The sequence below is a fragment of the Streptomyces sp. NBC_00154 genome, from assembly GCF_026342835.1.
Taxonomy (GTDB): domain Bacteria; phylum Actinomycetota; class Actinomycetes; order Streptomycetales; family Streptomycetaceae; genus Streptomyces.
In genome coordinates this window covers 2858520-2879399 of record NZ_JAPEMI010000001.1, presented here as the reverse complement: position 1 = coordinate 2879399, position 20880 = coordinate 2858520, and the positions used below count along the sequence as shown (strand labels likewise).

The following is a 20880-nucleotide window of genomic DNA, read 5'->3' as shown; positions in this document are numbered from 1 at the left end:
CCCTGCCGGCGGCGATCATTGCGCAGTGCGGTTGCTCGCGCGGACCGAACGCTTCGGCGTGCTAAGGGAGTTCCAGCCGACGATGTCTGCGGTCCGGGCTCGGCGGGCGGCTGAGGATGCCGACGGGGCGGCGTACTCCGACGCGGTGTCGGAGTACGCCGCCCTGGGGCGGGGCGAGTTGCGGGAGGCGGCCCGCGTTGTCATGGCGGTTACTTCGGGTCGCGGTTGAACGCTGCCGTCGACCAGCGGTAGCCGAGCGCGGCCAGGCCGATGCACCAGGCGATGGTGATCCATCCGTTGTTGCCGATCTCGGTGCCGAGGAGCAGGCCGCGCAGGGTTTCGATGGCGGGGGTGAAGGGCTGGTATTCGGCGATGGGCTGGAACCAGCCGGGCATGGTGTCGGCCGGGATGAAGGCGCTGGAGATGAGCGGGAGGAGGATGAGCGGCTGTGCGCTGTTGGCGGCGGCTTCGGCGTTGGGGCTGGCCATGCCCATTCCGACCGCGATCCAGGTGAGTGCCAGGGAGAACAGTGCGAGCAGCCCGAGGGCTGCCAGCCACTCCAGGGGTGTGGCGCCTGTGGAGCGGAAGCCGATGGCGACGGCGACGGCGCCGACGAGGATCACGCTGGCGATGCACTGCAGCAGGCTTCCGACGACGTGTCCGATGAGTACGGAGCCGCGGTGGATCGCCAGTGTGCGGAAGCGGGCGATGATGCCCTCGTTCATGTCGGTGGAGACGGAGACCGCGGTGCCGATCACGGTGCCGCCGATGGTCATCATCAGGATGCCGGGGACGATGTAGGCGATGTAGTCGGAGCGGTCGGTGCCGCCGATGCCCGCGCTCATCACGTCTCCGAAGATGTAGACGAAGAGCAGGAGCAGCATGACCGGGGTGAGCAGCAGGTTCAGGGTGAGGGACGGGTAGCGCCGGGCGTGCAGCAGGTTGCGCCGCAGCATCGTGTTCGAGTCGCGGACGGCGAGGGAGAGGGCGCTCATCGGACAGTCTCCTTGGGCTGGTCGGGGACGCTGGAGCTGGTCAGGGCGAAGAACACGTCGTCGAGGTCGGGGGTGTGCACGGTCAGTTCGTCGGCCTCGATGCCGGTGGAGTCCAGCCAGTCGAGGATGGAGCGCAGCTCGCGCTGGCTGCCGCCGCTGGGGATGGTCAGGGACAGTGCCTCGTCGTCCCGGGTGACTTCGCGCAGTGCGGAGGCGGCGGTCTGGTAGGCGGACGGGTCGGTGAAGCGGAGCCGGACGTGTCCGCCGGGGATCAGCCGCTTCAGCTCGTCGGCGCTCCCCTCGGCGGCGATCTTGCCGTCGTTCAGTACCGCGATGCGGTCGGCGAGCTCGTCGGCCTCCTCCAGGTACTGGGTGGTGAGGAAGACGGTGACGCCGCCGGTGACGAGTTCGCGGATGATCTGCCACATGTTGTGGCGGGAGCGGGGGTCGAGGCCGGTGGTGGGTTCGTCGAGGAAGATGATCCGCGGGTCGCCGACCAGGGTCATGGCGATGTCGAGGCGGCGCTTCATGCCGCCGGAGTAGGTGGAGGCGGGCTTCTTCGCGGCGTCCACCAGGTCGAAGCGCTGAAGGAGTTCGGTGGCGGTGCGGCGGCCCTCGCTGCGGGAGAGGTGGTGCAGGTCGGCCATGAGGAGCATGTTCTCCTCGCCGGTGATCAGGCCGTCGACGGCGGAGAACTGCCCGGTGACGCCGATCGCGGCGCGTACGGCCTGTGGGTCGGTGGTCAGGTCGTGGCCGCCGACGCGGATCTCGCCGGCGTCGGCGGTGATGAGGGTGGAGAGGATCTTGACGGCGGTGGTCTTGCCTGCGCCGTTCGGGCCGAGCAGGGAGAAGACAGTGCCGGCCGGCACCGTCAGGTCGATGCCGTCGAGCACGACCTTGTCGCCGTAGGACTTGCGCAGACCGTTCGCCGCGATGGCCGGGTTGGTCATGATCGGTGCTCCTTTAGAGGCTGCGGGCGACGATGTCGCCGTAGGCGGTGGTCGCGTGGATGTTCAGGCCGGCGGCGCCGTCGGTGTTCTTGAGCGCGTTGTGGATCCGGCCGTAGGTGGTGCCGGCGTCCAGGGAGGCGGAGACCCCGCGGGCGGCGCCGACCGACACCTCACCGGCCTCGGTGTGCAGCACGACCGTGCCGCGCACGGCCTCGGCGATCCGGATGTCGCCCTTCTTGGTCCTGATCTCCGCGGGGCCGCCCAGGCGGCCGACCGAGACGTCACCGGCGAGGAGGGTGAGGCGGGCGTTCGCGGTCTCGTCGAGCTTGACCGAGCCCTGCGCGCCCTCGAAGCCGACGTCGCCGAGTCGTCCGACGCCCCGGAACTCGGCGCTGGCCGCCTTCGCCTCGATGCGGGAGCCGACGGGCAGCTGGATGGTCACCTCGACGGATCCGGAGCTGCCGAGGATCCGGTTCTTCGCCGGTGAGGCCTCGACCCGCAGGACGCCGTCGCCGTATTCGACCGTGATCTGCTCCGCAGCCTTCACGTCGCGGCCCTTCGAGGCGTCCGCGGGCAGGATCTCGACCGCGGTGTCGGCCCGATCGGCGGCGATGAACCGGATGCGTCCCGCAGGGACGTCGAGGATGGCGGAGATCGGGGCGGGGGTGTCGAACTTCTGCATCGTGCTCTCCTTCGGATCGGTGTTTCCGATGAAGGAAAAGCTACGTTGCGTTCAAGGATCCCTCAATAGACGCGTTGCGCATTATTGCAATCAGTGCAGGTAGAAGCCGTTAAATCGTTGCAACGGTTTCAGATCTAACGCAACGCTTGCTGTTCGTTCGTTGCAATAGAATGAAAGTGAACGCTACGCTGGAGGTGCCGAGGAGAACGAAGGAGACCGCAATTCCGGGGCAGGAACCCCAGCAGATCGCGTTGGGGTTGGCCGACGACACCCGCGGACAGCCGGACTCTCCGCGACGGCACTCCGGCTTTCGCCGGGACCGGGGAGGCGGGGGGCGCGGTAAGGCCGACCGACGCGGGCGGCATCGTCTGCACCGCGACGGTGGACGCGGCCGGGACGTGGACCTGCACACCGATCACTGGCCGCCGAGGACAGCACCCTCAGGCGCTGCAGCGAGCACAAGCGGCTCTCGGGATCGGGGACGGGCGGGACGCCGAGGGTGTCCTGCCCGTGCATGGCGACGGCAGGGCCGCCGCCTGGCATGAATGACACCAGGCCGCGGCCCTGCCGTCGCTTCGTGAGGCGCCGACCGTCTCGCCGGGCCGTTGGTGACAGCCATCGGACGGCTTCAAGAACGGTCAGAAACGCCCTTGGTACGTGGCTACTGGACGTCCACGAAGTCGCTGGTGGAGGTCACGGCCGGGGTGGTCGAGGTGCCGGCGAACTTGTAGCGGAAGTATCCGTCCGCGGACGCGGTGACTGTCGTCTTCAGGGAGCCCGTCGAGGACGACGTGACCGTCTTGACGTCGGTGTACGTGCTGGAGGTCTTCTTGCGGTACTGCAGCGTCACCTTCTGCTGCGTGTAGCCCATGTACTTGTTGGTGTCCCAGTTGGCCCGGGACAGCAGGCCGGTGACCGTGATGGTCTTGCCCTTCTTGACGGGCTCGGGCGCGGCGTTCGTGGTGAGCCGCGAGTAGCGCTGCACCTTGAACGTGGTGGCCGCGTCCCGGTGGATGTAGTCGTAGTCATTGGCGGAGACCAGCGTGCCGAGGTTCCAGGTGGCCGCCGCGCTGTTGCCGACGAAGCCGGTCGACGCCTGCGGGTCGAACGTCAGCGTGCCCGTGCAGGTCGACGTGGTGGCGCTCGCCTTCACGCACGTGATCTCGTCGTCCCAGACCTGCGCGAAGTTCGGCTTCGGACCGAAGGCGCTGATGTACGTGGTCTCGGCGATGCCCGAATCGTCCGACGCGGTCACGGAGACCTTGGCGGACACCACCTTGGTGGTACCAACCACGACCGGCTTGCCGCCGTTGACGACGACCTTGTCGATCGTGATGTTGCCCTCGCCGCCGTCCTCCGCCTGGGCGGCGGTGGCGCCGATCGCGGTGGCGACCAGCGCGACGCTGGTACCGAGCAGGCCAAGGCGCGTGGTTGTGCGCATGAATGTCCCCCCACGGGAGTCTTTGATCGATCAGAGGGAGCGTACGGCGTTGGCCAATGGTTCACCACGGTGTTGTTCAACGCCTCCACCGCACACGGAGGCCATCGCCTTCTTCACCACCTGCCGGCGTGCGGCCTCGCTCGGAGGCTGCGGGCACCCTTGACTCGGATCACCGCTCGGCCTACCCCTCGGTCTTCTTGAACGCGTTCAAAAGACATGTCACTATGTGCTATGCCCTCCGTGATCACCTCTCCCTGGCGCCGACTCGGCCGTGTGGGCGTGTGCATCGCTGATGCCACCGGTCGCTATCTGCTGACCTGGGTGGCGGCATGGCTCGTTTATGCCCTGACGGCTCCCCGCCAGCACGAGCTTGTGTCCTACCTGCCCCACACCCGCTCGTACTGGGAGGACACCGTCTACTACTTGCGGGACGACTCCATTGCCTGGGTGGGGCTGATTGTGGGTATCCCCTCGCTGCTGATAATCCTGCTGTTCGGGCTGCTCAACGAGCGCAAGGGGGCGGCATTCCGTATCCGTCTGGCGGGGCTGCTCCTCCTGCCCACGTGGTTCCTGCTCTTCCAGAACTTCGTGGCGCTGCTCTTCGTCCCAGTCCTGGCGCAGGTCGTCTTCGCGCTCTGCCTGATGCCGGTTCCCCTGGTTCGCTTCCCTGCAAAGGCCGCGAACTGATTGCCCAGGCGGCTGCGCGTCGAGTGATGGCGGATGGACGAGGCTTTGCGGGTCGACGTACACAACCCCGGCTTCCCCGCGCAAGTACGGATGCGGGGCGCCCACAGCCCCTAGATGCGAACTATGGGCACGGCGGTCACAGGGGCCCGCCAACTGCGTCAGTTGGGCGTATGAGGCTGGTGGGTGTCGGTTGTGGGCTCGGTGGTTGCTGTATCTCGCTGCTGTACAGCACCGGCTTGGAAGGCTGGGGCTGCTGTGTACCGGTATGCCGCTGCCCCCGATGGCTCCGGCCGGTAGGACCGTCGGTAGAGGCCGAAGGCACTGAAGAGGAAGCAGAAGCCCACGATTGTGGCGAAAGTTGCCACTGGCGTCGATTCCAAGTGGCGGTGCACAGGACCCACGATGATCGTGCCCCCGACGCCTGCGCAGATGTCCGCCCAGCCTCCAAGTCGCGCTGACGAAACCGTCTTCCTGAACCACGGGGGGACCCATCCGACGCAGATGGCGGCAATGCCAGGAACGAACGTCACGAGCCAAAACAGGGCCGACGCGGTCCATCCGATGACATCCACAGCGAGCCCCCATGCAACAAGTGTGCGACTCGACGGCCGCCAGGCGTGATCTTTGCATGGCATGCTTGCCGCCGGTAAGGGACCCGGGCTCGCGCTCTGTGTGTACGCGCACGGGAGTGGCCGCTGTCTTCGATACGGCCCGATCAAGCACCTGGCGGTCCAGCGGCGGCCCCATCTGAGGCGCTGGTCGCCGTAGTTCCCCGTGAGTCCCCGCGGGATCTGGCGCGGTAGTGGCACGGCATCACTTGGTCCGTCGCTCCGAGCCACCCTCTCGGCAGCTGACTGGCATCGGTCCTTGAGGGGGGTGAGCGTGGGACGTCTGGGGCGGCACTTTCCCGGCCGTCCGCCGCGCCCAGCGACTCCGGGCCCCCAAGCCCCCGGACACTGCGTCCGGGGGTTCGGCCGTTGTGCCGCTATGAGGCGGGGCTTCTCTCATCATGACGAGCCGAGAGCTCGCAGCGACGTCAGGGAGCGCTACAGCGGAGCGCACATCGTGCAGGACACGCAGCGCGAAGCCACGAGCCACATGGATCGGCTGCTCGGGAGACACCCCGGTCGTCAGCGACCGCCCCCGTGGATGACAAAGGTCACCTCCGAACACTCGTAGGTGACCTTTCCGCAGTTGCGCGGTGGGTCGTCGCCCTGGCGCTCGGTCTCCGGCAAGGGGAAGCGCCCGGGCTCCACTGGCACGGGCCCGATCCTCCGAAAGGTCGCGCAACAACTCAGAGACGCGCTCTGGAAGTTGAAGGTATTGATGGTTCTCGCGCTCGTTCTATGGCTACTGCTGCCCGTCGCCTGGGCCGCGCTGCCCTGGCTGCCTCCGAACCGGACGTTCGGCTGCTTCGTGGCAGCGGTGCAGCTGATGCTGTCCGTGGTGGCCCTCTCCATCGGAATGCCGGCGGAGAATCTGCCGGCATGGTTCCTCGTACCAGGGCTGGTCTCCTCTGTGGCGCGACTGGCGTCTGTGCCCTTGATCCGCCCGAGGAAAGGGTGAGCGACGCCGTCCGGCGATGATCTCGACCGGAGCGGGCTGCGAACTGCGACCCCCGCTCCAGGAGCGAGGTTGGGCCACGTCGTGACTGACCTGCAGGATCCCAGCCGTGACCGCAGCCGGCCTGAGCAATCGTCAGGCCTCCGGAGTCCTCGTGGTTCCCCGCTCCTTCCGGCACGTCTGTGGCACGGACCGCCTCTCTCGATGCGAACTCCGCTCGGGACCGCCCGCGAGCGCTTGTGCGGCCGGCCCGGGTTGTTGCTCGTGATCGCCCCGTCATGGCTGCACCGTTACCGGCCCCGCATGACCACCCTGCTGCTGACCAGTCGGTCGTGCAGGCCCTGCTTCTTCGGGCTGAGGTTGGTCACCGTCACGTGGGCGATCATGAATACCGGGACCGCGTGCACCGCGAGGTTGCTCAGGTGGCGTGCCAGTGCGGCGCCGTAGGAGAGCCGTCCGCCGTCGGCGTCCCGCACGACCTCCATGCCGAGGAGCCGCTTGCCCACCGTGCCGCCCCACCGCGACACGCTCAGTGGCGAATACAGCAGCAGGAAGGCGAGCGACCACGCCGCGGCCGACGGCAACCACAGGTCATCCACCGAGGCCGCCACGAGGATCCGGTCGAGGACTATCAGCGGGCCGAGAATGACAGCCACGGCGATCACCAGATCGATGAACACGGCCATGCCCCGCCGCACGAGGTCCCCCGGGGAGCCGGGCAGCGAACGGGATGAGACAACCATCCAGGGCAGCGAAGAGGAGCCGAGGTCGGAACCGAGATCGTCGCCTGATGCCATCCGTCCGATCATTCCGCATTCACACTTTCGATCTTGTAGCCGTCCTCCGGTCACGGACAGGGCGAACAGGCGCGGAGTGTATATCAGCCCCCATCGCCACTTTGCGTGATCGCCGGCCCTCGTCAGCCCAAGCTGGTGGAGCGTACTCATGGAGGGCGTCGGAGTCTCAATTGCCGAGTGCGGCTGGCAGGTCGTGGTGTTTGGTGGCTCCTTACCTCTGCCGGCCACCGGAGTTCCGCGTGAGAGCCCGCTCAATCTGGCGTGGTTGTGGCGCAGGGTTGTTCCTGAACCAGCCCGCTACGAACCCCCGGCTCGTAGACTCCCACAGCATGAGGTGGGGGAGAGCGTTGGTCGTGCTGGGGCTTGTCTCGCTGCTGAGCGCGTGCGGGGCGGAGTACGACCCGCTCTTCATCGGGGGCGCGGCGTCCAAACCGGTGATCGGCTGGCGCGAATGCCCGGGTGCTGAGCACGACGGGATCGCGGAGGTCGGTCTCTACAAGTGGGCGCATAACGGTACCGCGGATGACCCGGGTGAGCTGCTGTGGCACATCGAAGCCGACGAAGCCCACGTCTTGCACCGTATCCCCCTCGGCGAAGCGCCGACAGGTTTCACGACTCGGCTCCCCTTGACTACTGAGCTCGACTCGGGAACTACATACGCCTTGCGGACGAACATGACCTCGGACGAACTGGTCTCTGGCTTCCTCACCTTCCGGCCGGATCAGCTCGCGGTCGGACAAGTGGTCTTCAGCGATGGCAAGGGTGAGTCGCTGAAGGACTACGAGGGCCGTGATAACGAAAACTTCGGCTGCTTCGCAGGCTGAAGCCTCAGGCCTGCCGTTCCGCTGAGGCAGGGCTTGCACCTTGGTCTCAGGTAAGGACGACGTCGAGTCAAGCGACTTCGATGGGGTGAACTCAGGAGCCGAAAGAAGTGACCTGCCGGGTTTCCGACCTGCGGTCCGTCATGGATCTACGCTGTGAGCTGCTGCTGATCTGTTGGCAGTTGTCAGCGTTGGTCATCGTTGAGCGTCCTTTCACGGCCCCGAGACGGTCCAGGCTCACGTCAGCACAGAATCACTTCGCTCGGGTCGTTTCCCGATGTCCCCAGCCCCGGGCCCGCCAAATCAGCACGGCGCCAGCCACCATGAGCAGGCTCTGGCCACGGAAGGCGGGCACCAGCCACGCCGTCGCGAAGCTCGCCGCAATGTTGCGGTACGGCACTGCTGTACCGCACCTACCCCGGGAGCGCGCCGTGGGGGACACCAAGTCCGAGGCGGGCAAGCGGTACGCCGTGCTACCGGCCTTCGACCGCCGCCTTACAAGTTCGATCAACGATCGTCCATGACGGCTGTATCCGGGGCGTTCATCGGTCATGAGTTGCTGGGTGCATGGGTGATGGCCAGCAGCGCCATGTCATCAGTTCTCCGGCCACCGGTGTGTCGGCAGTGGTCGGCAATCAGAGCGTCAAGAAGAGCGTCCGGGTCGGCATAGCGATGCCCCGTGCACTTGCCGATAGGGTCGTAGAAGGTACCCGTCTCGTCCCGGGCTTCGATGAGGCCATCGGTGTAGAGCAGCAGAGTGGCCCCTTCGGGGAACGTCACCGTGTCGACGCACTCAGGGACGGCGTCGAGGGCCCCCAAGCCCAGGGGCAAACTTCGCCTACCGGGCTCGACATACTGCACCGTGTCTCCCACGATGAGCAGGGGCGCCGGGTGGCCGCGGTTGACCAACCGAACTTTGTTTCCCCGCCGGGGGAACTCGACCAATACGCCTGTGACGAACCCTTCGAGCTCGGTCAGGTTCCCCGACTGCTGAGCCTCGAGGACGAGGGCCTGCTCCAGCCGTTCCACGAGACCGGTCAAGGTGGGCTCGTGCAGGGCTGCCTCCCGAAAAGTCCCGATGCTGAGCGCGACCGCCCTGACTGCCCCTATCCCCTTGCCACGCACATCGCCGATCACGCAGCGCACGCCGAACGGAGTGTCGACCACTGCGTAGAGGTCTCCGCCGATCTGCGCATCCGCCTGAGCAGCCTCGTAACGTGCGGCAAAGCGCAGCGGACCGATTCCGTCCGGAGGGCGTGGCAGGACAGCATGCTGAACAGCCGCGGCAATGTCACGTACAGACTCCAGCTGCATTTTCCGGTGGTACAAGACGCGATTGAGGAAGCCCGCGATCACGGTCACTGTCGCAACCATGATCAGCTCGCTGATCTCGATCGCACTCCGGCGATAGCCGAAAAGCCGGAACATCATCCAGTCGATGAGGAGCGCAAACACCCCCGTGAGAACGGTGCCCCGCAGAGACAGCAGTGCAGCGGCCGCCAAGATCGCAGCCGCATAGAGGGCCGCAGCGCTGACGGTGCGAGGCGTGCTGAGGTCAATCAATGCGGCAATGAGAAGCAGGATGGCCGGCAGCAGGCGGCCCCGCTTCCCCACCCACTTCCACGCTCCCAGCCTTGCCACGTGTAACCCCCGACGTTGCTGGGCTCCTGGTCAGCTCAGGCTAACCGCCCACTCTCCGCCCCACTCTCCACGGCACCCGACTCGCCTACGCCGTGTTCCCGTCCGGAGGAACAGGCCGCGATGCGCCGTCGTGACGTGGACCTGGAGAACGTCGGCATCTGGGTGCGGACCGCCGAGCCCGAACTCACCACCGGTCGGCGGGCACCGGGCGACACCAAGTCTGATGCGGGCAAGCGGGCGCCCGCGCCCTACCGGACGCGCAGTGCTCGTGATCATCGCCCGGCCGTACACCTGGTGGCGAATCTGCCTCGTCGCCGCGATGGGCGTGGCGTTCCTGCTGGTGCTCGCCGTGCCCTGGCTTCAGGACTTCTTCGCGCTGAAGCTGGTCGGGGTGACGAAGCCGTGGGTCGCGGTGGGTATCGCCGTGGTGGCGGCGGCGGCCACCCTGGAGCTCGTGTGGAGGTGGGTCGACCGCCGCTTTCCCGCGGAAATCCGTTAATCCGTTACGGGCCCCGCGTCTACGGGGCTATGGGCTACTTCACGTTGGCTTACTTCACGCCGGCTTACTTCACGCCGACTTACTTCACGTCGACGTAGTCACCCGCGGCGCTGACCGTCGCGGTGGACGCGATACCCGCGTAGGTGAAGCGGTAATAGCCGTCGGTGGACGCCGTGACCGTGGTCTTCAGCGCGCCGCCCGTGGTCGACTTGATGCCCTTGACGTTGGTGTAGTTGGTGGTGCCCGCCTTGCGGAACTGCAGCACCACCGACTGGCCGCTGAGGCCTACGTACTTGTTCGACTCCCAGTCGGCACGGGTCAGCGCGCCGGTGACCGTGATGGTCTTGCCCTTCACCACCGGCTCCGGGGACGCGTTGACCGTCAGCTTCGACATGCGCTGCAGGCTGAAAGCCTTGGCGTTGTCCTTCTGGACGTAGTCAGCGTCCGTGCCCTGAGCGATCGCCCAGACCTTCCAGCCGCCGGCCAGCTTGTTCAGCAGGTCGTAGTCGGCGTCGACAGTGAAGGTGTGCTTGCAGGTGGAGGTCGTGTCGTTGACCTTGGTGCAGACGGCCTCGTCCTCGTTGGGCACCACGCCGCCGTCGAGGTTGTCGAAGGTCGAACCGTGCCACAGCACCGCGGTCGCCCATTCGATGCCCGAGTCGTCCGTGGCGGTGAAGCTGACCGTGAAGGTCTTCTTCGTGGTCGCACCCATGACGACGGCCTTGCCGCCGTTTACGACCACGTTCGAGATCGTGGTGTCTCCGCTGACGTCGTCGGCCGGGTCGATCGCCGCGTCGGTCTCGACGCTCTGCGTGAACGAGGAGACGGTGTTGCTGTCATCCGCCTGGGCCGCCGGGACGGCGAGGGCGGAGAGGGCCAGGGCGCCTGTCACGGCGGCGACAGAGGCACGAATGCGCATGTGTTTCCCCACGTCTGAAAAAGGGGCGCACGGGACAGCTCTGTTGCATGCTTCCGCGGCGCCCGATCCAGTCAGTCTCTGGAGCCTGCTGACTCCACTGATCAGACGTGGGGCACCATTGAATGGTTGTGCGATTCCGTGAAATTTTTTCGAGTACGCGTTTATGCGGGTTATTACGGAGTCCGTTACCCGTAGCCATTAACCGACTATGGGTAACGAATCGGGAATTACAGATTACGGGTTACTGAATATTGCACGTCGACTTGATGGACGTCGAGTTACTGCACGTCGACGTAGTCGCCCGAGCGTGGTCGCCGTAACGCTCACGGACCCGGCTACGGACGAAGTGATCGCCGCCTCGGAGCCGGTCGTCGTGGACAGTCCACAGGACGTGTCTCAGGCCGCCATCGGCGAGATCGTGGATACCGTCGTGGACGCTGCGGAGAACAGCGGCTCCTCGGCCAGTGATGCGATCCCCAGCGAGGACATGGCGATCGTCGAAGAGGCCCAGAAGGAAACCCCGACCGAGTCCGAGACCGCGCTCGTCGTTCCCGACCCAGCGGTCCGCGAAGACCAGTCAGCGCTGGCGCTGGTGAGCCAGTAGTTCCGCCGTCATTGTGGGACGACCTTTAGACAGCAGGAAGCCCGGGCCGCTGGCCTGGAGCTTCCTGCTGGAGCGGGTGGCGAGAATCGAACTCGCGCTCTGAACTTGGGAATCCTGAGAAGACGTCCCGCTGTGGGCGCTCTGGCCTGCACAGATACCGTCCTATGTTGGCTTCGCACCACGGTGGGGTCGACCGCTGTTTACCGTGGTCTCCGGCGCCCGCGACCCACGAGGGGCGGCTTCGCCACCGGGCTGCAACATCCGGGGGTGTTGCCGCAGCGCTTCGGCGTAGTCGGGTGGCGACTTCGTCAAGATCAAGACGGTTCGCGCGAACGCCATGCCATGGAGGGGCGGCGGCGTCCCGCCACGGCGCGAAACCGCCGCCCAGCCTCCGTATCAGCCCTTGCTTCATCTATCGAAATTCGATAGATTCCCATCGTGACTCGATGGAAGGATGGGCCGTGGGAAAGCTGACAGTGGGTGCGCTGCGCGCCGTGCTCGTGGTGGTGCTGGCCGGCACCGTGTTCGTGCAGGCAGGGATGGTGTGGGCGTTGGTCAGCGGGAGTGACCCGGAGGACGGGTCGCTCCCGCTGACCCCGCTGCGCATCATCACGATCCTGGGCATGGTGTCGGTCCAGGTCGCCCTGGTCTGCGTATGGCGGTTGGTGACGATGGTGCGACGCGGAACCGTGTTCTCCCACACCGCCTTCCGGTACGTGGACGTCATGATCGGCGCGATCGTGGCGGCTTCCCTCGTGTGGTTCGCGGTCACGGCCCTCAATGCGCCGGGCCAGCGGGACGACCCGGGCGTCACCGTCATCATGGGCGGGGTTGGCGTGGCCATCCTGGGGGTCGCGCTCATGGTGCTCGTGCTGCGGATGCTGCTCGCCCAGGCCGTCGCGCGCGATGTCGAAGCGGCGAAGATGCAGGCCGAGTTGGACGAGGTGATCTGATGCCGATCACCGTCGACATCGACGTGATGCTGGCCAGGCGGAAGATGTCCGTGGGCGAGCTCGCGGACCGCGTAGGGATCACGCCCGCCAACCTGGCGGTGCTCAAGAACGGCCGTGCCAAGGCGGTGCGCTTCGCGACGCTCGCCGCGCTCTGCGAGGTGCTCAAGTGCCAGCCGGGCGACCTGCTGCGCTGGGAGGCCGAGGACGCCGCGGGCGGATGACGCGCCCCAGGGCGGGCGTCAAAACGCCTGGCACCGCCGGCCCGTGACACGGCACGCGGACCGCATGGACGATCACCCGCTTCCAGCCTCTGCTGGAGACCCTCGCCGACCTGGCGGGTGTGGTCGTGACCAGCGACGCCACGCACACCCAGCGCGAGCACGCCAACTACCTGCTCGGCCGAGGCGCTCACTGCATCGTGACCGTGAAAGGGAACCAGAAGAAGCTCCACAAGCAGCTCAAGTCCCTTCCCTGGAAGTAGATCCCGCTGCAGGACCGCACCTGCGACACCGGCCACGGCCGCGGCGAGATCCGCCGCATCAAGGTGTGCACGGTGAACAGCCTGCTCTTTCCCGGCGCCCGCCGGGCCGTCCGGCTCAAGCGCCGCCTCGCTGACAGCAGCCGCCCTGGCCGCACCCCTGCTCATGTCCCCGACCGCGCACGCCGACGCGCCGGAAACCATCGGTTGATGAACAGCTGAGAGGGAAGCACCAACGGCGCTTCCCTCTCAGCGGCCTACCTGTGCGGGAGGCCTCGGGGTTGTCCAGCCTTGCTCATAGCTCCGAGTGAACCGCGGACCGCCGACGACATGGGCCGACATGCCGCGCTTGGCGTAATGAGCCGATCGGGCGGGCGTATCCGGTCACGTTGTGCGGAGGCGGGACCGGGGCGGTGGCAGGAAGGAGGTGGCATTCCGGCCATGGGCGAGGAGAGCGTGGATCGGTCGGAGGGTTTTGGCGAGCGGCTGCTCGGTCTGCTGCTGGACAGGGCACGGCTGCTGCCGCCGCAGCTGATCGCCCCGCTGGTCGCGGAGGAGGTGGCCAGGATCGGAGGTCGTGACGTCTCCATCCTGCTCCAGGACTACGCGCAGGAGCTGCTGGTGCCGCTGCCGGGCAGGAAACTGCATGTCAGCCAGCCCGAGCCGATCATCGATTCCCCCGCCGGCCGGGCCTTCCTGCGCGGGGCCGTCGTCGAGGTGTCGCAGAGCCCCTCGGGCGTCCGGATGTACCTGCCGCTGCTGGACGGCAGTGACACGGTGGGCGTGTTGGCCCTCACGCTGGACGCCGTCGGCGACGACGACCGGCGGCTGCTGAGTCGGCTCTCCGGCCTGGTCGCCGACATGCTGGTCACCAAGGGCGCCTACACCGACCAGTTCTTCCGGGCCCGGCGGCGTGAGCCGATGAGCGTGTCCGCGGAGATCCAGTGGAGCCTGCTGCCGCCGATGTCGATGTCCGTGCCGCAGGTCGAGGTGGCCGGCATCCTGGAGCCCGCCTACCGCATCGCCGGTGACAGCTTCGACTACGCCCTCAACGACAACATCCTGCACGCGGCCGTGATCGACGCGATGGGCCACGGCCTGGACGCTGCCACGATGGCGACCGTGGCCATCGGCGCCTACCGGCATGCCCGGCGCGTGGGCATCAGCCTGGCCGAGAAGTACGCGGCCATGGACGATGCCATCTCGCGGCAGTTCGGGCCCGACCACTTCGTCACGGCGCAGCTGATGCATGTGAACATCGCCACCGGTGAGATGGCACTGGTCAACGCGGGCCACCCCGCGCCGCTGCTGATCCGCGACGGCCGGGTCGTGCAGCAGCTGGAGAGCGCGACGACGCTGCCCGTCGGCTTCGGTGGTGAGGAGCCCCGGATCAGAGAGCACACGCTTCAGCAGGGCGACCGGGTGCTGTGCTACACCGACGGCATCATCGAGGAACACGTCAACGGCGGGGAGCAGTTCGGCGAGGAACGCCTCATCCGCTGCGTGAACCGCCTGGGGGAGGAGCCTCCGCAAGGGCTGCGGGCGGATCTGCGCCGGCTCTCCCACACGCTGAAGTGGGAACGGCGTGGGCGCACCAGCGACGACGCCACCCTCTTCATGATCGAGTGGCACGGAGGCGCTGCCGACCCCCTCGCGGTCCTTGACTGAGTGCCCGCGCGTCAGGCCCGATCACGCCATCGGCGACAAGGGCTACAGCTCGAAGGCAATCCGCATTCGGCTGCGGAGTCTGAGCGCCCCCGCCGGAGGCATGTTCTTGGGCCTTCCGTTTCCCCTAGTCCAGGCTCTCTCGCCCTAGGGCGCGTATCGAGTCGTGATCAATGGGTGGTCCGGGTGAGGTCTTTGATCCAGATCATCGAGGCGCGCAGGTGGAGGCCGGCGAGGTAGCTGTCCGGTGTCTTGTCGTAGCGGGTGGCGATGCCTCGCCAGGCCTTGAGCTTGTTGATCAGGCGTTCGACGGTGTTCCGCTCTTTGTAGAGGTCCGCGTCGTGACTGACGGGCCGGCCGCCCCTGCTGCCCTTCTTCGTCCGATTGGCGGCCTGGTCCTTCTTCTCCGGGATGACTGCCTTGATGTGGCGTTTCCGCAGGTGGGCCCGGTTACCGCGGGACGAGTAGGCCTTGTCCCCGGCGACCGCGTCCGGCCGGGTGCGGGGGCGGCCGACGGGCCCGCGGACCCGTATCTTACCCAGCACGGGGATGAACTGCGGGCTGTCGGCGGCCTGTCCCGCGGTCAGGACGAACGCCAGCGGGCGGCACTTGCGGTCGGCGGCAAGGTGGACCTTGCTGGTCTGCCCACCTCTGGAGCGTCCGAGGAGGGCGGCCTTCAGTCGGAGTTTTCGGCGACGCCGGATGCGTCGTCGCTCTTCCCGCTCGGGATCGGATTCTGTGTCCGGCCCGGTTTGTTCTTCGAGGCCGCCCCCTTTGATCTGGCCTTCTCCTCCTCGGCGGCGGCCTTCTCCAGCGCGGCGACGACGTCCTGTTCCAGATGCATCCCGGCGGCGTCGTGGTGAGCCCGCGCGGTGGTGGAGTCGACGCTGACCAGGGACAGGTCTACCTCGCCCCGCTTCGCGGCTTCCGCGATCAGGCCCTCCAGCAGGGCCTCGAAGACCCCCGCGTCACGCCACTGCCGGAAGCGGTTGTGGACGGTCGACCAGGCACCGAACTCCTTCGGCATCTCCCGCCACTGCCCGCCCGTCTTGAACCGCCAGATCACGCCCTCGAACTGCTGCCGAAGCCGCTCGGGATACGGGCCGTACTCGCCGATGGGCAGGTACGGCTCGATGAACTCCCAATCCGTGTCCGCCAGTTGCACTCGCGTCATGCAAGAACATCTACCGGTCCAGGCGCCGCCGCGAGGGCGAATCCCGCAGATTGATCACGACTCGATACGCACCCTAGTTGCGCGACCGGCGTAGCCGGGGAGCGCGCGACGAGCGGAGCGAGGAGGTGGAGCGTCAGCGGGAGGTGGCCAACGGGATCGACGCCCGCGTCCGCGCCGAGCGGGAGAAGGCTGTGATTGTGCCTGACGATCAGGCATCGGGCACGGAACGGGCACGCGACGCCTAATGTGGTCTGGACAACAAAGAAGCCCCGGGCCGATGGCCTGGGGCTTTTTCATGGAGCGGGTGACGAGAATCGAACTCGCGCTCTGAGCTTGGGAATCCTGAGAAGACGTCCCGCTGAGGGCGCTCTGGCCTGCACGGATACCGATCGAACGAGAAGGGCGGGGTCGAGCACCGAGGGCACCGCTTCCGTCGCAAGCACCTCGCCCCGGCGCCGGAAGTGGACTCTCTCGCAGATCTCCGCGAGCGCCTGGTGGCGATCGACACCGCGGAGGACACCCGGCAAGGCCGTCGTGGGGACGCTGCCCGAGCAGTTCGAGAAGGCGCTCGCTCATCTCCTCGCCGTCCGCGCGGCCGCCGACGTGGTCCCGCAGGACCTCGCCCGTGACACCGTCTACGCCACGCATGTCGCTGACCAACGCCCCAGGCAGTCGAACTGAGTTTCATCTGAAGGCGGTTGGCGGGCGCGACCGCCCCGCGATCGCCGTGATCGGCGTGGTCCGCCTCTGGGACCATCAGTGCCTGGTTGAGCTGGACGGCTTCGCCGTGGTGCCCCGGGAGTCGTCGGTGGGAATCGAGCCGTCGGCCGGGATCTGCTGGCTCCTGTCCGTGTGCGGCTTGAGACTTTTCGCCTTCTCGTTGACCTGTGGGTCTACGAAGTACTGCCAGCGCGAACTCGTCACGATCGAGCGCAACTCGTTCAGACTCAGTGGCGGGTGGAGATCGACGACGGGCCCGTCCTGGGTGTCCGCGCCGTTGGACGTGCCCACGACGACCCGCGTGCCGTCCGTACGGAGCAGATCCGCGTGCCGCCTCAGCAGCAGCCCGGACCGGTCCTCGTACACCATCAGTACCGAGCCGTCGCGCAGGTTGGAGACCCGGCAGGCGGACATCTTCCCGTCCTCCGGCACGCGGTGTTCGCAGGAGTAGAACCCTTTCAAGCTGTGAGCCAGCTCTGCCCCGCGGTGCTGGACGAACATGTCGCGCCCGAAGGTCGGCTGCAGATTGACCTGCACCTCCGCCCCGGCCGGCCAGCCCTCGGTGTTGAGCCGACCGAAGACCTCATATGCCATCGGGGGACCCTGCTGGCTCTCGTACCCCGAGGTCCGTTCCTGGGGCATCAGCTCTTTCAGCGTCTGCACGGTCGCCCGCCCCGTGATCCGCTCTGTCCCGGCCGGCGGCTGCGGATTCTTCGGCAGTTTCGAGAAGTCGGGGATTGTCACCTTGCCCGGCTTGGCGCCTGACCCTGCCGAAAGCGTCTCCACACCGTCCGTATACGTCGGGAAGTAGGCGCCGAACAGCGACGCTCCCGCCACCATCCCGGCGACCGCTAGCACGCCCGCGCCGACCGCTAGCACGCCCGCGCCGACCGCGATCCGGCGTCGGCTGCGCATCCGCCTGCCCTGGCGCGTCGCACCGTCGACCAGGGCGTGCGTCGGCGGTCGCACATCGCCGACGGCTTCCCCCATGACCCTGTTGAGTTCGTGCTCGTCCAACTTCATGTCCGTCCCTGCCCCTCTCTCAGATCGTGGTGAGCGACTCGCGCTCGCTGCCGAGCAGTTCGCGGAGCCTGGCCAGCGCGGCCATGCTGCGATTGCGCACCGTGCCCGGCCGCAGGCCGAGTTCCGAGGCGGTCTGCTCGACGCTGCGGTCCTCCCAGTAGCGCAGCACCAGCACGGCCTGCCCGGTCCTTGGGCGATAGCTGGGCCAGGGCCGCGAGCAGCGCCACGCGCAGGGCCGGGTCGCCATGAACGTCCAATGCACTGTCGGGCACCGCCTCGACAGGCCGCTCCGTGCTGCGCCGCAGCCGTCGTTGCGAGAGGTGGACGCGGACCAGGACGGTGCGGACGTAGGCGTCCCGGTTGTCCGCGCGCCGCACTCGTCCCCAGGAGGCGAAGGCCCTGGCCAGCGCCGTCTGCACCAGATCCTCCGCCTGGTGCCAGTCCCCGCCGGTCAGCAGCAGCGCCGTACGGAAGAGCCAGGGGCCGGCCGTGCTCGCGAACTCCTGGAACTCCGCCAGCCGGCCCTCGTGTCTGACGCCGAACGCGCCCATGCGATCCGTGTCCTCCCCTTCCGGTCGCGCTCTCGCGAGCCGCTCTCACCCCTAAGACGCCATGGACGGTTCACCTTGTCACTGGCGGAGCGGGGTAATTCGTTCCGCCGTTCCACCTTCGGGCGAAAGTGGCGAAGGGCTCGGGCTCAGGTGGTGGCGAGGCGGTAGGAGTCGGTGCCGGTCTCGATGATGGTGCCGTTGGAGGTGAGGCGGTCGACGATGGCCGCGCCGACGACGCGGGCGCTTCAGTTCGGCGGCGACGTCCTGCCCGCCCGGCCGTAGCCCCATCGAACGGAGTTGGCGGCGGGTCGCATATCCGTCCGGGGCCAGGTGCCACGCGTATGCGGGGAGCGTGGCCATCAGGCCGCCGCCTCAACCGGTCCGTCCGCACGCTCGGCCCGCAGGGTCTCGCGCAGCACGCGCGCCTTGGCCGGAGACGACGGGCCCACGGATGAGCTGATTGCCTCTGCCATGGCGGCAGCGCGGATGGCAGGGCCGTACGCGGAGTTGCTCGCCGCCGGCTCGCACCTACTGGCCGTTGGCACGGCTCCGGCTGACATCAACGCTGGCGCACACGGGCAGCCAGACACAGCCACGCCAAGGGCAGCAAGACGCTGATCGCGCAGAGGCCTGACCGGGCTGGGCCCGGGAGCGCTGGTTCGACAGACGCCGGACCGCGGGTCTGTATGCATCCGGTGTGACGTTGGCAAAGGCCGGTGTGACGTTGGCAAAGGCCGGTGCGGCTTGGCAAAGCGTGCGCAAAGCATTCACCTGCCGTATAACCGTCGCCGGGGACACAGGTCAGAATCACGCGAGCCAACAGACTCCTAGATCACTTGGGCCCCGCGTGACGACTTCTGCACCGCGGGACCCCTTCTCCACATGGGGAACACATGCGCATACGTGCCACCCTGGCCGCCGCGACGGTCTCCGGCGCTCTCGCCCTGGCCGCTTTCGCCGTGCCGGCCGCGCAGGCGACCGACGGAACGGGCCTGGCGCAGGCCCATAAGCTCGCGCAGCAGGCCTCGGGCCACCAGTCGGGCATGCAGGCCCGCTCGCTGACGGCCGCCGACTCCGGCGACCCGTACGAGCTGAACGCCACCTTCTCGAACATCGAGGTGAACAGCAGCAAGTCGGCGATCGTCGTCGGCACCACCAACACGGTCCACGTCTCGTACAGCTTCACCTTCACCCACGGCTCGGACGCGGACCCCACCGCCGACGACTTCGTCTCGGGCATCGACCTCTACCGCAACACGGACGACGGGAACTTCCTGTTCGGCGACGTTCCGGCGACCTGCACGGCCGCCTCGTCGACCGTCGCGAACTGCAAGGGCAGCATCGACATCAACCCGCAGGAGGAGCTGACCAACACCGACGCCGGTGCCCACTGGACCGGCGAGGCGTTCGCCATCGCCTACAACGGCCAGGACCCCAACGACCCGAACGCCGACTGGAGCAAGGTCGGCACCGCGTACCAGGACGCCGTGTCCTCCAACGCCCTCCAGCGCTACTCCAAGCTCACGGTCAACGCGTCGCCGGAGCCGGTGAAGAAGGGCGGCACGCTCACCATTACGGGCGCCCTGACCCGCGCGAACTGGGACACCCACAAGTACGCCGGCTACACCGTCCAGCCGGTGAAGCTGCAGTTCCGCAAGAGCAGCTCGTCGTCGTACCCGACGACCTACCTGAAGACGGTCACGTCGTCCTCCACGGGCTCGCTGAAGACCACGTACACCGCCACCTACTCGGGCTACTGGCGCTACTCCTTCCTCGGCACCTCCACCACCCCGGCCGTCAAGGCCACGGGTGACTACGTCGCCGTTCAGTAGCGGTCCCCCGGCACGACAACCCGACCGTGGTCATGTGGCGCGCGGCCGCGGCAGGGGCCGGCCTCCAAGAGCATGGCCGCATCTCGCTCCCGAAGCGGGTGTCAGCCCACGCGTCCTGAGTTGAACGTGCTGCGAGGTCTCGACTGCCGGCCGAGCGGGCAAGCAGTCTCACGGACAGTCTCATTCGTCGCCGTTCGCGGCCGTTCAGCTCTCCTGCAGGCAGTTCAGGGGACCGGCCCACGGACGACCGTGACGCAGGACGAAAGGGGCCGTGCAGAGTTGGAATGCGTGCGCCACCCAAGACGGCATCTGGGCCGCAGAGAAGGAGTGCGCACCTGTGGCCAAGATGACGGTCGGTCAGACCACTTTGGAGCGTAGTCCGAGGTCACGGGGCCAAGCGCTGACCTGACGGATCGGTCTTGAAAACTGTCGTGGCAGCGATGTCACCGTGGGTTCAAATCCCACACCCACCGCAGGTAAACGGCTCCTGACCAGGCAACTCGGTCAGGGGCCGTTCTGCTAACCGGTGCCCGTCGGCGACCGCTGTTCCCCGTGGCTTCCCGTCCGGTCGGGCATGGATGGGGCACAGCAACAGCTCCTGCTTCGGGGTGATCGATCGTGTCGCATGATGTCCGGCATGTCACTGACCTTTGGCCCGGACCGGCAGACCCGCGAGTCCCAGTGTGACTGCTGCCAAGCTCCGATTGAACGGGCGTGGAACTTCATCCACGCTGGCGGTGCGGCGTATGCCGTCTACTTCGCGAACTGCTACCACCACAAGGACAGGGATCACGATGCCTGGATCGACGTGATCTTCGGGACCTGGGGTGCTGGAGCTGAACAGCGGGCCGATCACGTTTCGTTCGCCTGCCGCGTCGGTCCAGT

The 20880-nt window shown here is 67.3% G+C and carries 19 protein-coding genes and 7 pseudogenes; 15 read left to right on the top strand and 11 right to left on the bottom strand.

The window, feature by feature from the left end:
• Nucleotides 1–4: 4 nt before the first annotated feature.
• A pseudogene (locus OHA03_RS12870) lies at nucleotides 5–229 on the top strand (hypothetical protein); the annotation flags it as partial.
• Here the strand turns inward: OHA03_RS12870 and OHA03_RS12865 are convergent.
• The 4 genes from OHA03_RS12865 to OHA03_RS12850 all read right to left on the bottom strand — a co-directional run bounded on the left by OHA03_RS12865 (nucleotide 210) and on the right by OHA03_RS12850 (nucleotide 4068).
• On the bottom strand, nucleotides 210–995 hold the full coding sequence (locus tag OHA03_RS12865; protein ID WP_267003789.1) for an ABC transporter permease: 786 nt from the start codon (nucleotides 993–995) through the stop codon (nucleotides 210–212). The pseudogene OHA03_RS12870 and the gene OHA03_RS12865 overlap by 20 nt on opposite strands.
• A complete protein-coding gene (locus OHA03_RS12860) occupies nucleotides 992–1945 on the bottom strand; it encodes an ATP-binding cassette domain-containing protein (RefSeq protein ID WP_267003787.1) in 954 nt (317 codons plus the stop codon). The genes OHA03_RS12865 and OHA03_RS12860 overlap by 4 nt, the downstream gene beginning before the upstream one ends.
• A 13-nt stretch (nucleotides 1946–1958) precedes the next feature.
• Nucleotides 1959–2627 carry a DUF4097 family beta strand repeat-containing protein gene (locus OHA03_RS12855; protein ID WP_267003785.1) on the bottom strand — a complete coding sequence of 223 codons (669 nt, stop codon included), beginning with the start codon at nucleotides 2625–2627 and terminating at the stop codon, nucleotides 1959–1961.
• A 661-nt stretch (nucleotides 2628–3288) separates the two neighbouring features.
• Nucleotides 3289–4068: a calcium-binding protein gene (locus OHA03_RS12850; protein ID WP_267003783.1), complete on the bottom strand. Its 780-nt coding sequence runs from the start codon at nucleotides 4066–4068 to the stop codon at nucleotides 3289–3291.
• 240 nt (nucleotides 4069–4308) lie between these two features.
• Here OHA03_RS12850 and OHA03_RS12845 point away from each other — a divergent pair, with 240 nt between their 5' ends.
• Both OHA03_RS12845 and OHA03_RS12840 read left to right on the top strand, forming a co-directional pair.
• Entirely contained in the window at nucleotides 4309–4755 is a 447-nt protein-coding gene (locus OHA03_RS12845; RefSeq protein ID WP_267003781.1) for a hypothetical protein, read from the top strand.
• A gap of 1179 nt (nucleotides 4756–5934) precedes the next feature.
• The gene (locus tag OHA03_RS12840; protein ID WP_267003779.1) at nucleotides 5935–6321 is read left to right on the top strand and encodes a hypothetical protein; all 387 of its coding nucleotides are present in this window, start codon (nucleotides 5935–5937) and stop codon (nucleotides 6319–6321) included.
• A gap of 287 nt (nucleotides 6322–6608) precedes the next feature.
• On the opposite strand, the gene OHA03_RS12835 is transcribed toward OHA03_RS12840, so the two are convergent.
• The gene (locus tag OHA03_RS12835; protein ID WP_267003777.1) at nucleotides 6609–7115 is read right to left on the bottom strand and encodes an RDD family protein; all 507 of its coding nucleotides are present in this window, start codon (nucleotides 7113–7115) and stop codon (nucleotides 6609–6611) included.
• A 353-nt stretch (nucleotides 7116–7468) separates the two neighbouring features.
• Here OHA03_RS12835 and OHA03_RS12830 point away from each other — a divergent pair, with 353 nt between their 5' ends.
• On the top strand, nucleotides 7469–7939 hold the full coding sequence (locus tag OHA03_RS12830; protein ID WP_267003775.1) for a hypothetical protein: 471 nt from the start codon (nucleotides 7469–7471) through the stop codon (nucleotides 7937–7939).
• A 546-nt stretch (nucleotides 7940–8485) separates the two neighbouring features.
• On the opposite strand, the gene OHA03_RS12825 is transcribed toward OHA03_RS12830, so the two are convergent.
• Nucleotides 8486–9550 (bottom strand): PP2C family protein-serine/threonine phosphatase, encoded by a 1065-nt coding sequence (locus OHA03_RS12825; protein WP_267003773.1) that lies wholly within the window; start codon nucleotides 9548–9550, stop codon nucleotides 8486–8488.
• Between the two features lie 126 nt (nucleotides 9551–9676).
• Here OHA03_RS12825 and OHA03_RS12820 point away from each other — a divergent pair.
• Nucleotides 9677–9814: pseudogene (locus tag OHA03_RS12820) on the top strand (site-specific integrase); the annotation flags it as partial.
• A gap of 25 nt (nucleotides 9815–9839) precedes the next feature.
• Nucleotides 9840–10076, top strand: a pseudogene (locus OHA03_RS12815) (hypothetical protein); the annotation flags it as partial.
• Between the two features lie 79 nt (nucleotides 10077–10155).
• Here OHA03_RS12815 and OHA03_RS12810 read toward each other — a convergent pair.
• Nucleotides 10156–10995, bottom strand: coding sequence for a DUF5707 domain-containing protein (locus OHA03_RS12810; RefSeq protein ID WP_267003771.1), 840 nt, complete (start codon nucleotides 10993–10995; stop codon nucleotides 10156–10158).
• Between the two features lie 307 nt (nucleotides 10996–11302).
• Here OHA03_RS12810 and OHA03_RS12805 point away from each other — a divergent pair, with 307 nt between their 5' ends.
• From OHA03_RS12805 to OHA03_RS12785, 5 genes are all read left to right on the top strand, one after another.
• Nucleotides 11303–11599, top strand: a complete 297-nt coding sequence (locus OHA03_RS12805; protein WP_267003769.1) for a hypothetical protein — start codon at nucleotides 11303–11305, stop codon at nucleotides 11597–11599.
• A gap of 461 nt (nucleotides 11600–12060) precedes the next feature.
• Entirely contained in the window at nucleotides 12061–12552 is a 492-nt protein-coding gene (locus OHA03_RS12800) for a DUF2975 domain-containing protein (RefSeq protein ID WP_267003767.1), read from the top strand.
• The gene (locus OHA03_RS12795; RefSeq protein ID WP_030609318.1) at nucleotides 12552–12773 is read left to right on the top strand and encodes a helix-turn-helix transcriptional regulator; all 222 of its coding nucleotides are present in this window, start codon (nucleotides 12552–12554) and stop codon (nucleotides 12771–12773) included. The genes OHA03_RS12800 and OHA03_RS12795 overlap by 1 nt, the downstream gene beginning before the upstream one ends.
• Before the next feature lie 125 nt (nucleotides 12774–12898).
• Nucleotides 12899–13033 carry a hypothetical protein gene (locus OHA03_RS12790; protein WP_267003761.1) on the top strand — a complete coding sequence of 45 codons (135 nt, stop codon included), beginning with the start codon at nucleotides 12899–12901 and terminating at the stop codon, nucleotides 13031–13033.
• 438 nt (nucleotides 13034–13471) lie between these two features.
• Nucleotides 13472–14698, top strand: a complete 1227-nt coding sequence (locus OHA03_RS12785) for a PP2C family protein-serine/threonine phosphatase (RefSeq protein ID WP_267003759.1) — start codon at nucleotides 13472–13474, stop codon at nucleotides 14696–14698.
• Between the two features lie 167 nt (nucleotides 14699–14865).
• Here the strand turns inward: OHA03_RS12785 and OHA03_RS12780 are convergent.
• Nucleotides 14866–15869: pseudogene (locus OHA03_RS12780) on the bottom strand (IS5 family transposase).
• Between the two features lie 77 nt (nucleotides 15870–15946).
• Between OHA03_RS12780 and OHA03_RS12775 the strand changes: the two are divergent.
• Together OHA03_RS12775 and OHA03_RS12770 are read left to right on the top strand one after the other, a co-directional pair.
• Nucleotides 15947–16114, top strand: a complete 168-nt coding sequence (locus OHA03_RS12775) for a hypothetical protein (RefSeq protein WP_267003757.1) — start codon at nucleotides 15947–15949, stop codon at nucleotides 16112–16114.
• 289 nt (nucleotides 16115–16403) lie between these two features.
• Nucleotides 16404–16550 carry a hypothetical protein gene (locus OHA03_RS12770; RefSeq protein WP_267003755.1) on the top strand — a complete coding sequence of 49 codons (147 nt, stop codon included), beginning with the start codon at nucleotides 16404–16406 and terminating at the stop codon, nucleotides 16548–16550.
• Between the two features lie 75 nt (nucleotides 16551–16625).
• Here the strand turns inward: OHA03_RS12770 and OHA03_RS12765 are convergent, their stop codons facing one another.
• The 3 genes and pseudogenes from OHA03_RS12765 to OHA03_RS12755 all read right to left on the bottom strand — a co-directional run.
• Complete coding sequence (locus OHA03_RS12765) at nucleotides 16626–17612, bottom strand: hypothetical protein (RefSeq protein WP_267003752.1); 987 nt, start codon at nucleotides 17610–17612, stop codon at nucleotides 16626–16628.
• 19 nt (nucleotides 17613–17631) lie between these two features.
• Nucleotides 17632–18163, bottom strand: a pseudogene (locus OHA03_RS12760) (SigE family RNA polymerase sigma factor).
• Between the two features lie 146 nt (nucleotides 18164–18309).
• Nucleotides 18310–18396 (bottom strand): annotated as a pseudogene (locus OHA03_RS12755) (AAA family ATPase); the annotation flags it as partial.
• Nucleotides 18397–18601: 205 nt separating this feature from the next.
• Here OHA03_RS12755 and OHA03_RS12750 point away from each other — a divergent pair.
• Together OHA03_RS12750 and OHA03_RS12745 are read left to right on the top strand one after the other, a co-directional pair.
• Nucleotides 18602–18781, top strand: a pseudogene (locus tag OHA03_RS12750) (hypothetical protein); the annotation flags it as partial.
• 275 nt (nucleotides 18782–19056) lie between these two features.
• The gene (locus OHA03_RS12745; RefSeq protein WP_267003750.1) at nucleotides 19057–19995 is read left to right on the top strand and encodes a hypothetical protein; all 939 of its coding nucleotides are present in this window, start codon (nucleotides 19057–19059) and stop codon (nucleotides 19993–19995) included.
• Nucleotides 19996–20880: the final 885 nt, after the last annotated feature.

What these genes read in the sequence shown, in the direction of transcription:
- OHA03_RS12865 (WP_267003789.1), bottom strand. Translation starts at nt 995, where the DNA reads ATGAGCGCCCTCTCCCTCGCCGTCCGCGACTCGAACACGATGCTGCGG.
- OHA03_RS12860 (WP_267003787.1), bottom strand. Translation starts at nt 1,945, where the DNA reads ATGACCAACCCGGCCATCGCGGCGAACGGTCTGCGCAAGTCCTACGGC.
- OHA03_RS12855 (WP_267003785.1), bottom strand. Translation starts at nt 2,627, where the DNA reads ATGCAGAAGTTCGACACCCCCGCCCCGATCTCCGCCATCCTCGACGTC.
- OHA03_RS12850 (WP_267003783.1), bottom strand. Translation starts at nt 4,068, where the DNA reads ATGCGCACAACCACGCGCCTTGGCCTGCTCGGTACCAGCGTCGCGCTG.
- OHA03_RS12835 (WP_267003777.1), bottom strand. Translation starts at nt 7,115, where the DNA reads ATGGCATCAGGCGACGATCTCGGTTCCGACCTCGGCTCCTCTTCGCTG.
- OHA03_RS12810 (WP_267003771.1), bottom strand. Translation starts at nt 10,995, where the DNA reads ATGCGCATTCGTGCCTCTGTCGCCGCCGTGACAGGCGCCCTGGCCCTC.
- OHA03_RS12795 (WP_030609318.1), top strand. Translation starts at nt 12,552, where the DNA reads ATGCCGATCACCGTCGACATCGACGTGATGCTGGCCAGGCGGAAGATG.
- OHA03_RS12785 (WP_267003759.1), top strand. Translation starts at nt 13,472, where the DNA reads ATGGGCGAGGAGAGCGTGGATCGGTCGGAGGGTTTTGGCGAGCGGCTG.
- OHA03_RS12765 (WP_267003752.1), bottom strand. Translation starts at nt 17,612, where the DNA reads ATGAAGTTGGACGAGCACGAACTCAACAGGGTCATGGGGGAAGCCGTC.
- OHA03_RS12745 (WP_267003750.1), top strand. Translation starts at nt 19,057, where the DNA reads ATGCGCATACGTGCCACCCTGGCCGCCGCGACGGTCTCCGGCGCTCTC.